Origin of the sequence: Mucilaginibacter rubeus (genome assembly GCF_014643835.1) — a bacterium.
Classification (GTDB): Bacteria; Bacteroidota; Bacteroidia; order Sphingobacteriales; family Sphingobacteriaceae; genus Mucilaginibacter; species Mucilaginibacter rubeus.
Map to the genome: position 1 here is coordinate 180055 of NZ_BMKD01000002.1, position 13662 is coordinate 193716.

General features: G+C 39.4%; 10 protein-coding genes and 1 tRNA gene. 5 read left to right on the plus strand and 6 right to left on the minus strand.

Annotated features, from left to right (window positions below; genetic code table 11):
• Positions 1 to 18: 18 nt before the first annotated feature.
• From IEX80_RS07285 to IEX80_RS07305, 5 genes are all read left to right on the plus strand, one after another.
• Positions 19 to 1125, plus strand: a complete 1107-nt coding sequence (locus IEX80_RS07285; protein ID WP_188832507.1) for a glycosyltransferase family 4 protein — start codon at positions 19 to 21, stop codon at positions 1123 to 1125.
• Positions 1126 to 1155: 30 nt separating this feature from the next.
• The gene (locus IEX80_RS07290; protein WP_188832508.1) at positions 1156 to 2274 is read left to right on the plus strand and encodes a glycosyltransferase family 4 protein; all 1119 of its coding nucleotides are present in this window, start codon (positions 1156 to 1158) and stop codon (positions 2272 to 2274) included.
• A gap of 121 nt (positions 2275 to 2395) precedes the next feature.
• Positions 2396 to 3739, plus strand: coding sequence for a sugar transferase (locus IEX80_RS07295; RefSeq protein WP_090527350.1), 1344 nt, complete (start codon positions 2396 to 2398; stop codon positions 3737 to 3739).
• 134 nt (positions 3740 to 3873) lie between these two features.
• A complete protein-coding gene (locus IEX80_RS07300; protein WP_090527347.1) occupies positions 3874 to 6528 on the plus strand; it encodes a family 78 glycoside hydrolase catalytic domain in 2655 nt (884 codons plus the stop codon).
• A gap of 113 nt (positions 6529 to 6641) precedes the next feature.
• Positions 6642 to 7280 carry an MgtC/SapB family protein gene (locus IEX80_RS07305; protein ID WP_090527343.1) on the plus strand — a complete coding sequence of 213 codons (639 nt, stop codon included), beginning with the start codon at positions 6642 to 6644 and terminating at the stop codon, positions 7278 to 7280.
• 233 nt (positions 7281 to 7513) lie between these two features.
• Here the strand turns inward: IEX80_RS07305 and IEX80_RS07310 are convergent, their stop codons facing one another.
• From IEX80_RS07310 to IEX80_RS07335, 6 genes are all read right to left on the minus strand, one after another.
• Positions 7514 to 8329 (minus strand): helix-turn-helix domain-containing protein, encoded by an 816-nt coding sequence (locus tag IEX80_RS07310; RefSeq protein ID WP_090527340.1) that lies wholly within the window; start codon positions 8327 to 8329, stop codon positions 7514 to 7516.
• Between the two features lie 52 nt (positions 8330 to 8381).
• On the minus strand, positions 8382 to 9419 hold the full coding sequence (locus IEX80_RS07315) for an SDR family NAD(P)-dependent oxidoreductase (protein ID WP_188832509.1): 1038 nt from the start codon (positions 9417 to 9419) through the stop codon (positions 8382 to 8384).
• A 299-nt stretch (positions 9420 to 9718) separates the two neighbouring features.
• Positions 9719 to 9800, minus strand: a tRNA-Leu gene (locus IEX80_RS07320).
• A 93-nt stretch (positions 9801 to 9893) separates the two neighbouring features.
• On the minus strand, positions 9894 to 10682 hold the full coding sequence (locus tag IEX80_RS07325) for an ABC transporter substrate-binding protein (protein ID WP_090527332.1): 789 nt from the start codon (positions 10680 to 10682) through the stop codon (positions 9894 to 9896).
• Position 10683: 1 nt separating this feature from the next.
• The gene (locus IEX80_RS07330; protein WP_090527329.1) at positions 10684 to 12087 is read right to left on the minus strand and encodes an undecaprenyl-phosphate glucose phosphotransferase; all 1404 of its coding nucleotides are present in this window, start codon (positions 12085 to 12087) and stop codon (positions 10684 to 10686) included.
• 210 nt (positions 12088 to 12297) lie between these two features.
• Positions 12298 to 13629 (minus strand): nucleotide sugar dehydrogenase, encoded by a 1332-nt coding sequence (locus tag IEX80_RS07335; RefSeq protein ID WP_188832510.1) that lies wholly within the window; start codon positions 13627 to 13629, stop codon positions 12298 to 12300.
• Positions 13630 to 13662 lie beyond the last annotated feature (33 nt).

Sequence of the window (13662 nt, forward strand, 5' to 3'; positions counted from 1 at the left end):
AATGAATTATAGAAAAAAATGAAGGAAAAGATTTTATTGGTTGATCAATATAACAAAATTGGAGGAGGGCAAAGTGTTTTGATCAATCTCATCAATTCTTTTAACCATTTAGGCTTTGATTGTACGGTGGCTATTCCCCAAGGAGGGTACATTGAAAGCCAGGTAAATAATTTGAACTTTCATTATCTCCCCGATCTTAAATTAACTAATAAAAAGAAAACCGTATTCGATTCTTTAAAGTTGTTTTTTCACTATGCGGGCATCTTAGGTATGGTTAAAAAGGTACGGGAATCAGATATTATTTATGTTAACGGGCCCCGTTATTTTATCTTTTTTTATTTTATTTCGTTTTTTATCCGACGTAAGTTTATCTATCACGTCCATCTTGATTTTTCCAACGTTGGGAAATTTGTTTTAAAATTATTGTGTAATCAGTCCAACACTTTTGCATTAGTATTTACTTCCCATTTTTTATCAAGCGGATTTTCAAATTACATAGGCTTAAGCAATACTGCAGCCAACAAAAAACTACATGTGATTGAACCAGGCCTGACCGAAAAATATGAGGCGCTTAAATTTAATGACAGACTTAGCAGCAGTAGGCATCAATTTAATTTCGTCTCCATAGGTAGGGTTTATCCGGGTAAGGGTTTTGATTTGATTGTTGAAGCCGCAAAAATCTACAATGATTATCAATTCTATATCATAGGAAATCCAGTTGAGGATTCATTAGCTTACTATGGATCTTTAAAAAACGATGCTCCGGCAAACGTACATTTTATAAAGGCATCAGATGATATCCCTCAATTGGTTAAGGAATACAATATTCATTTTGCTGTGGTTCCTTCAGATCTTAACGAGGCATTTGGCATTGTAGCAACCGAATTAATGATGTGTTCATGCATTACTTTCGTAAGAAACCGCGGAGGGTTAAAAGAAATATCAGTTAACACAGGAGCAATTCTGTTTGAAGACCGGGATACATTAATAACGGCAATAGCAGAAATAGTAACTTCGTTGAATGAATCGAAAAGCAATTTAGCTTTTAAACAATATAGCAATACTAAAAAATCATATAATTCGGCAGTATTTACCGAAAAATTAAAAAATCTGCTATCAGCTTAAACCTAATAACCACCAATTAATTACATCACCTTGAAAGTTGCATTAGTACATGAATGGCTTACCGTAATTGGGGGCTCCGAAAACGTTTTTAAAGAAATTGCCGCATTATATCCCGATGCGGATATTTATACGCTTGTAGCCCGCAAGGAAACCATTGTTAAGCTTGGCCTTTCCGGGCATAAGATAAACACTTCTTTTATTCAAAAACTGCCATTTGCAAAAACTAAATACCGGGCCTATCTGCCTTTATTTCCTTTGGCTATTGAGCAGTTTGATTTATCAGGTTATGATCTGATTATATCATCCTCACATGCTGTAGCTAAAGGAGCTTTAACCAATTCAAACCAAATACATATCTGTTATTGTCATTCGCCAATACGCTATGCCTGGGACTTGCACCATCAATATTTAAAAGAATCAGGGCTGGACAAAGGCTTAAAGGGTTTCATAGCAAAATATTTACTGCACCGCATCCGGCAGTGGGATATCATAAGCACCAACCGGGTCGATCATTTTATCGCTAATTCAAATTACATAGCCAGGCGAATTAAAAAGATCTATGGCCGTGAAAGTACAGTTATATACCCCAACGTGGCAACAGAAGATTTTTTACCTGTTTATGAAAAAAAGGATTACTACGTTACCTGTTCACGGTTTGTTCCTTATAAAAAAATTGATTTGATTGTACAGGCTTTTGCCCAGATGCCTGATAAAAAATTATTTGTTATTGGCGAAGGTCCTGATTTTAAAAAGGTGAGCAAATTAACTACCTCAAATACTACCTTACTTGGCTATCAACCATTTGATGTGCTTAAAAAATACCTGGCCGAAGGTAAGGCGTTTGTGTTTGCAGCTGAAGAAGACTTTGGCATTTTACCTGTTGAAGCCCAAGCCTGTGGCACTCCTGTAATTGCCTTTGGTAAAGGGGGCGCGTTGGAAAGTGTTATCGAAAATAAAACAGGCATATTCTTCTATGAACAGTCTGCCGAAGCCATTAAAGAGGCCGTGGAGCGTTTCGAGGTTAACGAATCATTATTTAATTATAAAGAAATTACCCGGCACGCTTCTTCTTTTTCAACAGATATATTTAAAAATGAGCTATTTGTCCAAATTAATAATAAAACACAAAATAAAATAAAGAATAATTAGTTTTTAATTGTAGCGTTCTTGATGAATACCCCGTAATTAAGTTTAACAAACATTGGTTTTATTTAAAAACGATTCGTTTTAGTAAAATTGTTATATTTGCACAACTTAACCCTGATCGCAAATGCGCTACTCTAAACTACTTCAGCCATTCACGTTTTTTTGTGATTTAATCTTATTAAATATTGCGCTGCAATGTGCTCACCTATTTATATTTGCATTCTATTCGTCAGAAATACAGTCGACTGATTTTTTACTATTAGTTAACTTAACCTGGATTACCATTGCTTCGGTAACTAAAAACTATATCATAAAGAGGCCCCTGATATTAAGTGACAATTTAAGCAAATTCATGTCCTCTATGGTGTACCACCTGGTAATGGTTCTGGGGATTGTTTATTTCTTTAAGCTGTATGAGATAAGCAGAATGGTGATGTTTTGCACATATCTTTTGTTTTTTATCTTCATAGTTGTTCAGCGCTCTCTAATCTTTTTCACACTCGATTATATTCGTAAAAAAGGCTATAATATTAAACATGTCATCATAATTGGCAATGTGGATATCGTTAACCGGGTAAAAAAATCATTTTCAAGGCATCCGGAGTACGGGTATAATTTTATTACCACCATACCCGAAGAAATGATTGAAAGCCTGCCCCATGAAATATTATTTGAGAAAATCCTTGAAGCCAGGCCGGATGAAGCATTTATATGCTACAAATTTATGGATCAGCTTTTATTAAATAAACTGGTTGACCTGGGCGATCAGCATTCCATTAAAATTAAACTGGTTTCGGACCTTGTACTTGACAACAGCTATGCCAGCATCGTTAATTATGAAAATCTTCCTGTAATACAGCTCTCCTCTTCTATTGAGCTCAGCCTGAAGATTATTTTCTTCAAGCGTTGTTTCGACATTATGTTTTCCCTTTTGGTAATGATCCCAGGGCTTCCTGTGTTTATTGCGTTAGCTATAGTAACTAAATTAACTTCAAAAGGCCCGGTTTTTTATCGCCAGGAAAGAATTGGCAGAAATCATAAACCTTTCAGAATGTACAAGTTCAGGAGCATGTACGTAAACTCAGAGCAATCCGTGCCGATGCTATCAAAAGATAAAGATCCGCGGATTACGAAATGGGGTGTATTTTTACGCAAATCCAGGCTGGATGAATTACCCCAGTTTTGGAATGTTTTAAAGGGCGATATGTCTATCGTTGGCCCCAGACCGGAGCGGCAGTATTTTATTGAACAACTCATAGAAGAATCGCCCAATTACAAAAAATTATTAAAACTTAAACCCGGCCTCACTTCTATAGGGCAGGTAAATTATGGATATGCCGAAAATGTTCAGGAGATGCGTCACCGGGTTCGTTATGATCTTATATATTTAAAAAACGTCAACTTTAATAACGACTTAAGTATAATTTTCCAAACTATAAAAGTGATGGTGCAACTTAAGGGAAAGTAAACATTATTCTAAAACCCGGCACAACGATCTTCTCGAAGATATAATAAGTATTCAAAAGACAGAGCAGGATGGTAATGAAACCATCCTGCTTTATTTTTATAAATCAATTTACCGGTTACCCTACACATTAAATTATGAGAACACCATTTCTTATTGGATGTTTTTTATTTTCATGGCTCACTACCTCGGCACAAGTGGTTTTAAAAAATCTTTTAACCGAAAACCTGAAAAACCCAATTTGTATTGATGCACACAATCCGCGTTTTAGCTGGCAACTTGCAGAAAAAAATAATAGAGCCGTCGGCCAACAAGCTTATGAAATACAAGTAGACTCAGCCTCGTTCAGCGAAAATAATACAACCCCGCTATGGTCGAGCGGAAAAATAATATCAAATCAATCAGTGTACATACCTTACCGCGGCAAAACGCTGCTATCATGCCATAAATATTTTTGGCGGGTAAGAATCTGGGATACCAACGGATTACGTTCAGCTTGGAGTGATCAGGCATTTTGGAAAATGGGCCTGCTATCTGCTTCTGACTGGCATGCCCAATGGATTAGGCCTGCCTTAATTGATACAGTTAACGCTCCCGCTCCTTTGTTGAGGACTAATTTTTCATTAAACAAAAAAATACGGGAGGCCACAGCTTATATAACTTCGCATGGCTTCTATGAAGCACAACTAAACGGGCATAAAGTAGGCGATAGCTTCCTTACACCAGGATGGACAAGTTATAATAAAAGGTTACAATATCAGGCCTATGATGTTACAGCTCTGTTAGCCCAGGGAGAAAATGCCATGGGAATTACACTTGGCAGCGGTTGGTATCGTAGTCCGCTGGGCCCATATACACCCAGAGCTAATTCTTATGGCGATAAAACAGCGGTTTTAATGGAGATGAGGATCATCTTTACCGATGGCTCAGAGAAAATCATATCGTCAGATCAAAGCTGGAGATCATCTACAGGAGTTTTACAATTTGCCGAGATCTACAACGGTTGTATTATTGATACGAGGTTAGAAAAACCAGGATGGGCAGGACCCGCTTTTGATGACCATGACTGGCATCCTGTGCGCATAATGCCATACACTAAAAACACCCTTATTGCTACTTATAACGAACCCGTTAAGCAACATGAAACATTTAAGCCAATAAAGGTCATAACTACGCCACGCGGTGAAAAGGTGATTGATTTTGGTCAAAATCTGGTGGGCTGGGTAAAAGTTACACTGAAAGGCCGTCCGGGAGACTCAATTAAAATTACTCACGCAGAAGTACTGGATAAAGCAGGCGAATTTTATACAGAGAATTTACGGGCGGCAAAGGCCGAAAACACTTATATACTAAAAGATACCGTAAAACGTACCTTTGAGCCGCAATTTAGCTGGCAGGGTTTCAGGTACATTAAGGTTAGCGGTATAAAAGGTACATTAAATCCAGATGACTTTACCGCTGTAGCTGTTTATTCGGATATGAAAGCTACCGGAAGCTTTTTATGCTCCAACCCCTTACTTAATCAATTGCAACACAATATCCAATGGGGGCAGAAAGGTAACTTTCTTGATGTACCAACAGATTGCCCGCAACGCGACGAGCGCTTGGGCTGGACAGGAGACGCGCAGGTATTTTCACGTACTGCAGCATTTAATATGGATGTTCACAATTTCTTTACCAAATGGCTCAGGGATGTAGCTGCCGATCAGTATCCAGGCGGTAGTATCCCTTTTGTGGTTCCGGATGTGTTTACAAATGGCACAAATGAGGTGGGCGGCAGTTCAGGATGGGGAGACGTGGCAACCATCATCCCATGGAATATGTATTTTGCATATGGAGACAAAAAGATTTTAGAAAACCAGTTTCAAAGCATGAAAGCCTGGGTTAATTATATCCAAAAGCAAACCAGGAACAATTTATGGGTAACGGGTAATCATTTTGGCGACTGGTTGTTTTATAGTGTGAATAACGACAGGGATGGTACATCTGCGATAACCAATAAATATCTTATCGCACAATGCTTCTATGCATATTCAACCCAAATACTGATCAACAGCGCCAAAGTTTTAAACAAAACAACCGACGAGCAATATTATTCAAAGTTATTGCTCAAAATAAAACGGGCCTTTGTAAACGAATATGTTACCGCTAATGGCCTGATCTCATCAGATACCCAAACAGCATACATATTAGCTTTGGAATTTGATATGCTGCCGGTAAACTTGAGGCAGCAGGCTGCAGCGCGCCTTGTTAAAAACATCGGGCTATACCGGGATCACCTGACAACGGGTTTTTTAGGCACTCCTTATCTTTGTGATGCCCTGACCAGGTTCGGTTACGCCGACGTGGCGTACAAGTTATTATTGCAGGATACTTATCCTTCCTGGCTATACCCAATTAAACAGGGGGCTACTACTATTTGGGAAAGATGGGATGGTATCAGGACCGACGGCAGTTTTGAAGAGTCATCTATGAATTCTTATAATCATTACGCTTACGGGGCTATCGGCGATTGGATGTATCGCTATATTACAGGTATTACGCCTGCCGCACCAGCCTATAAAAAAATAACAATCAAACCGGTAATTGGCGGTGGGCTATCATGGGCCGAAGGAAAATACGACTGCCCGTACGGAACCATCTATAGTAAATGGCAAATCACAGATAAGAAATTAGATATGATGGTAACTGTTCCGCAAAATACAACAGCTGATATTTTTGTTCCCGATTTTTCAGGAAATAATTACAAAAAATTCACTGTGGGCCCCGGCAATTATCATTACAGCAGATGACAGCAATCTATCTCTGAAAACCGGGCACTCCCGCTACATAAATGATGAAACCCGGCAGGTTCAAGTATCTATAAAAATCATATATTCGGTTATAATCAAATAAAATTGAATTTATGGCTTTCGATATAGAAATCCTGGTCAGGTTTTTACTGGCCCTGTTGTGGGGCGGACTTGTAGGCGCCGAAAGAGAATACCATGGTAAAGCGGCCGGCTTCCGTACTACCATCATGATATCTTTTGGCGCCTGTTTTTTCACGCTTATGTCAACAGCTATTGGAGCACCCGATAATGCAGACAGGATCGCTTCAAATGTGGTTACGGGGATTGGGTTCCTTGGTGCCGGCGTTATTTTCAGAGGCGAAAACCGGGTTAATGGCATCACTACCGCAGCTACCATCTGGGCCGTTGCGGCAGTAGGCATGGGTATTGGGGCCGGTTACTACTTAGCTGCCGGGTTCGCCAGTATAATGATCCTGTTTATACTTTCCGTACTTCCTTTCTTTCAAAAGAAAATAGATTATTATAACCAATCCAAAACATTTTATATTAAATGCCCGGTCTCGGCAAATGGTATCATGTTGTGCGAAGATATGATGACAGCTCACAAACTGAAATTCAGGATGATTAGGAGAGTCAGAGATGGCGACTATATGCTTTTAACATGGCAGCTTCACGGGCCTTCAGTTAAAATGGATCTGTTCATCAACTCAATTAACGATATTCCCGTTATCGAACATTTTGAGTTTTCGTGATACCAATTGAAGCTTTAGAGCAGTTTGGAAATCGAAAAATAGCGGCTTTTTAGAATTAAAAAGGGTCACTCTTTTAAAGTGACCCTTTCAGAACTTAGACAAAGTTCCTATATGGTGCACCTAACGGTACAGAATTCGAACCATTTTTTAAAGGATTTGGCTATCCTATGCGGGTTATCTGCCGTTTAAGAACTTTTAATAACACAAAGTGTCCTAAGAACAGTTGTTTCAATTTATTTAGCTTTTGACAATTCACTTGGCGTAAAACCAAATTGTTTTTTAAAGGCATATGAAAAGTGCGAGAGGTTTTCAAAACCCGTTTCCAAATAAATTTCAGAAGGTTTGCGATTCTTTTCAGCCAATTGGTATCGGGCGAGTTCAAGCCTTTTTTGCGTGAGCCATTTCTGAGGCGTTGTACCATACACTTTCTTAAAATCACGCTTAAAGGTTGTTAAACTTCGTCCTGTCAGATAACCGAATTTTTCTATGGGCATGTTAAACATATAGTTACGTTCCATAAACTCGACAAGGTTAATTTTATGCGGCTCTGAAAAATCGGATAAAATATGGTCCATACTATCATTTATAGATCGCAATATGGCTATCGCTTCCTGTATTTTCAACGCCGAAAGTTCGCGCGGTAATTTGTATTCCAGATCAAAATAAGGAAGCATTGAGGCAAAAAAACTGTCCAGTAACGGCCCTTTAGATAAAGGAATTATGGCATCAGTTTTAAATACCGTAAAGACTTCATTTTTTTTATGCTCGTAAAATGCTTTCAGCACATCTTGGGTTAGTTTTACAATAATCGCTCTGTAGGGCAAATCGTTTTTTCCCGTTTTAATGAGCCGGGCTAACCGGTTCTTAGGAAATAAAAAAGTTTCCCCAGCCTCAAAAAAATAAGCTTTATTAGATTCAATAACTTTCAATTTGCCTGACAATACCCGGACTACAGAATGCTCCTCAGCAACCAGTTCACTATTTTGGTGAACCGCTTCACTGCAGGTAAATACAATCTCTGCATAATTATTTATTTGCCGTATTGCCATTATACAAAAATAAGCAAATAAAGCCCAACAGCTTGGGCCCTATTTGTTTTGTTTATTGAACATCAAATTTTGTATCAGTAAGTTCCTCGCTCAAAACCCAGAGCCTTTGTGCCGCATTCGGCTCCAGGGCAAATGGGGCCACACCGAATGTCCCGCCAGGGTTGCGCTTCCCTGCGTTACTATCGTAGGCATCGGGATTGTAACTGGCAACTTCGACATCTTGCAGATAAACACCGCCTATATTTTGCAATTGCGGACTTGTTGCGGCCCATACTGTTGTGGCGGCGCCTTGCTCTTTAGTCTTAGACATTTTCTGCATCGCTGCCTGGGCTTCTTCATTGGGTGTACCGTTAGCATTTACAGCACCCAAAGTAATAAAATCTTCAAAGGTTAGGTGCCTGCCCAAATTGGTATCCAATATTAGACCTGGATGCAGTGAATAAGCGCGGACACCGAACGGACGTGCCTTTTTATTGAATTCTACGGTAAATAACACGTTAGCTGTTTTAGACTGGCCGTAGGCCTCAAATTTGTTGTATTCTCTCGTATGATAATTAACATCATCAAAAAGTACAGGAGAATAATGGTGTGCCGAAGAGGAAACCGTCACGACCCTTGCTCCTTCTGTCTTCTTAAGGGCTTCCCAAAGTTTTGCTGTCAGTTGAAAATGTCCTAAGTGGTTCGTAGAAAACTGTGCCTCATAACCTCGGCTGTCACGTTGTAAAGGTGTCCACATGATGCCCGCATTATTGATTAACATATGCAATTGCCTATCTGATGCCAGGAATTTTTCAGCAAACGAAGTAATAGAGGCAGGTTCCGTTAGGTTCATCGGCTCCACTTCTACATTGGCAATTCCTTGAAGATTTAATTTTGCTTTTTCAATATCCCTGGCAGGTACAATTACTGTCGCACCTGCCTTAGACAACGTTTTGGTGATTTCCAGGCCAAGACCTCCGTCGCCGCCTGTGACAATAGCAATTTTTCCATTAATATCCACTCCCTTTATAACGTCAGATGTCGTGGATGCTGCGTTGAAGCCTGAACCTACCGGTTTTTGCAAAGCTCCATTAAAATTATTTTGTTCCATTTTAATTGAAATTTATGAATGCAAAATTAGAAGGTAGCCTATTCAGATGTTTTGTTTTTAAGGCCGAAAAACTTTGTTTATAAGGCCATAGAATCTAATGCGATTTTTAGGTCAGCCAGGCAATGAATTAGCATGTATAACAAAGATTTTTTGAACTTTCAGCAGTTGGATTGACGTCTGGACTCGAACTGCTAAATCACTAAAATACAAATACTTAAAAGAGTAAGTAGATTAATAGCCTATTTATCGAACCAAAAAAGCCTTCAAAATCAATGACTTTGAAGGCTTTTATCTTTTTGTGCGGAAGAAGGGACTCGAACCCCCACGCCGTGAAGCGCCAGATCCTAAGTCTGGTGCGGCTACCAATTACGCCACTTCCGCGTTTCTGATTTAACAGGCTGCAAAGATAGCGTTTAAAATTATACTTAAAAACATAATTTTCATTTTTTTGCTATCATGCTCATTTAGTAGGAATTAATTTTTCACAAGCCCATTTATCAGCCGTTTGAAGTATGCCGGTGCGTATAAAAGCCTGCTGCCATACCATGAAAACATTTCACCATCTACCAAAACTATCTTTGCATTTGGTAAAAGCGACCTAAACTCCTCTATATGTTTTTTAGCGAATGGATATGGCTCTGATGATAGAAAAACAAGATCCGGATTAGCCGCGACTAAAGCATCTGCATCAATCTCCGGGTAACGCTCCCCCTCTGTTACATTGTTTAGTCCACATGTTTGCAGCATACTATCAATGAAAGTTCCCCTGCCGGCAAGCATATAGGGTTTACGCCAGATGAGATAGGCAACTCTCAGCCCTGTTACAGGAAGCTTAATACCCTTAAAACGACCATTAATTTCCGTGCAAAGCACGTTTGCCTGCCCGGGCTTACCTATCATATCACCAATGCAAACAATCATTTGCAAAGCCGATTCCAGATCAAAAATATCACTGATCCAAACCGGGCATATATTCATTAACTCTTCTACCTGAAGACGGTCGTTCTCCTCTTTATTGGCGATAATCAAATCCGGGTTCAGCAATCGGATTTTTTCGACATCAAGCTGTTTAGTCCCTCCTACTTTCGTTGTTGAATTAAACCTATCTGCCGGATGGATACAAAATTTAGTAATGCCTATCACCTCAACGTTTAAGCCAAGGTAAAAAAGCAATTCTGTTTGTGAAGGGACAATGGATATGATCCGCTTAGGGATTCCGGAAAGTTCAACCCTTCGGCTTAGCTGGTCCCGGAATACCGGCATATTAAAACGCGTTCTTTTCGCCCCTAAACACGTTCCATACCGTTAGGAAGATAATCTTCATATCCAGCAGGAACGACCAGTTTTCAAGATACCAAACGTCGGCCTCCACACGCTCAAGCATAGCCTGTGTGGTTTGAGTTTCGCCCCTCAGGCCCGACACCTGGGCCCAACCCGTAATACCAGGTTTAAGAAAATGCCTTACCATGAAAGTATCAATTAGCTGCGAATATTGTTGCGTGTGGCTTATCATGTGCGGCCTCGGGCCTACTACAGACATATTGCCCAATATTACGTTAAAGAACTGTGGCAATTCGTCGATACTTGTTTTACGGATAAATGCCCCGGATTTGGTTATACGTGAATCGCCGCGTGTAGCTTGTTTTTTATCCGAATCGTGATTTACCCGCATGCTACGGAATTTATAGCATTTAAACGGCTTATTGTCCCTGCCTGAACGCTCCTGCACAAAGAATATCGGCCCTTTTGACTCAAGCTTTATAATGATGGCCAAAATGGGGAATAACCAGCTAAAAATAAACAGGATCACAAATATTGAAAAACAGATATCAAACAAGCGTTTAATGGAGCGGTTCAGCATGTTCTCCAAAGGTTCGGGCCTTACGGATATAACCGGGATATGACCGAAGCTTTGTATAAAAGTTGGCTTTTTAGCGTAGTCGTAATATTCTGGCACAAATTTAAACCTGATCAGATTTTTATCCGCATCAAGCATCAACTGCTCTATTTTCTCGGCTTCAGAGTTTGGTAGGGTACAAAATATTTCATCCACTTTATTGTTAAGCACATAGCTTATACAATCATTAGTACCGCCCAAATAAAGGCTTTGATCAAGTACGCTGTCTGATGCATCATCAAAAAAGCCAACAAGCTTATACCCACGCTCTGGGTTTTGTTTAAAAAAGCTATGCAGGTCTGACCCGATGCGGCCCCCGCCTATAATGATAACAGTACGTATATCAATAAGCGTTGCGCGGTCGCTTTTACGGATGCTCAGGAATATTAACTTCCATAAACCAAGCAGGAAGCCGAATAAGGCCAACGAATAAAAAAGATACTCGCGTGTTATAAAATACGCCTTAGTGCCTATTAATATAATGATAGTGAAGCAAATAAAGCTTACAAACAGCAGGTAAGTTTTAATTACGCCGCGATAGGTTTTAATTGAATCTTTATTCAGAACATGTTCATAAAGCCCGGTAATATTAGCTGACAGCAGCCAAATTAGATTAAAAACTAACACAATAGGCAGGTACTGCCTGTTGTTAATCCAAAAAATATATGACCGGTCTTCAATGAAGTAAGAAATTACCATGCTCATATTAAGTATAATATAATCAATGGTAAGGTTCACTGCTTTAATAAAAGTAGCGTATCTGTGAATCATGTATATGTGCTTATGTAGTATGCAACCCTGCTAAAATTACTATAATTATTTACTAATAACAATGTCATAATTAAATGGAGACACGGTTACAAATGTATTATTTCCACAGCCACAAAATTAAAAATTAAGAAATTTATTCAAAATGAATTCTCTGTTAACAGTGAGAAAAAAATGATTTTCTATGTGAAAAAATAATTGTAAAACCAACACTTACAACCGTCCGCTTACAACATCCTTGTTTAAAATACCTTTTATATCATAAATTACCGATGATGATTTATGTTTTAAGCTTGCATAGTCTAAATCATAAAACTCGCGATGTGCCACAGCCATAACAATAGCATCGTAAGCGCCGCTTAGTTGCCCGTAATTTTTTAATGTAGAGATACCATATTCTCTTTTTACTTCATCCGGGTCAGCCCATGGATCATATATTTCACAGGTTGCGTCAAAACCATCAAATCCCTTAATAATATCAATTACCCTGGTGTTACGAACGTCCGGGCAATTTTCCTTGAAAGTAAAACCGAGCACCAGGATCTTTGAGTTTTTTACCGAAATATCATTCTTCACCATCAGTTTAATGACTTCAAGGGCAACGTACGTACCCATACCATCATTAAGCCTTCGCCCGGCCAGGATAATTTCGGGATGGTAACCCATTTGCTGGGCTTTTGCTGCAAGGTAATACGGATCAACTCCGGTGCAGTGGCCGCCTACAAGGCCTGGTTTAAAATTCAGGAAATTCCACTTGGTACCTGCCGCTGCCAAAACCGCATGGGTGTCAATATCCATGATGTTGAATATTTTGGCAAGTTCGTTTACAAAAGCGATATTGATATCCCGCTGTGAATTTTCGATCACCTTACAGGCTTCCGCAACTTTAATGGCGGGGGCTTTATGCGTTCCTGCTTTTACTATTGACCGGTATAAGTTGTCAATAAAATCAGCAGCCTCGGGCGTTGAGCCCGATGTTACTTTTAAAATATTGGTCAGCGTATGAACTTTATCCCCCGGATTTATACGCTCGGGCGAATATCCTGCAAAAAAATCACTGTTGTAATGCAAACCCGATTCTTTTTGTAAAACAGGCACACAAACATCCTCAGTTACGCCGGGATAAACTGTTGATTCATAAATAACTACATCCCCCCTCTTCAATACACCTGCTATTGATTTACTTGCCCGGATAAGCAGGCTCAGATCGGGCCGGTTGTGCTGGTCGGTAGGTGTGGGTACCGAAACAATATAAACGTTACAGGAAGCAATGTCTGTTATCTGCGATGTGAAAGTAAGTCCCTTGCTTTCATCCTTTAAATTTAAAACTGCCGATAGTTCGTCGCTACTGGTTTCAAGGGTACGATCAAACGCGTTATTCAGCTCATCTACCCGGCTTTGTTTAATATCGAAACCTTTTACAGGATATTTTTTGGCAAATTCAACGGCAAGGGGCAATCCCACATAGCCAAGACCTATTATTGCAATATGAATATTTGCAGGAGCCTGAAATTTATTAGTGATCGAATTTGATTGATCAGACATTTAATTTAACACGGTAGAATATGATAGATACCG